Annotated in this window: 1 pseudogene; it reads right to left on the bottom strand. The window is 68.1% G+C overall.

The window, feature by feature from the left end:
* Positions 1–257: pseudogene (locus tag AC0IYH_RS32565) on the bottom strand (LysR family transcriptional regulator); the annotation flags it as partial.

The following is a 257-nucleotide window of genomic DNA, read 5'->3' as shown; positions in this document are numbered from 1 at the left end:
GCCCAGCCCAGACCCGCCTTGACCAGCGCCAGTGCCGCGATCGGGCTGTCGGTCTTCCACTGGAGCGATGACATTGCGATGCGCTGGTCCACCTGGTCGGTGTCGCGCCCCGCCACGACGATCTGGCGCTGCAGCAGCAGATCGGTATCACGCACCTGCGCCTCTTCGGCGCCCTTGAACATCGGATGAGCGCGCGCCGCCACCGCCACCAGGCGCTCCTCGGCCACTTCCTGGAATGCCTGATAGGGCGCCGAAGA

Source organism: Pseudomonas sp. AC463, from assembly GCF_979253585.1.
Note: the sequence above shows the minus strand (reverse complement) of the source record. Positions and strands in the feature narration are given on the sequence as shown.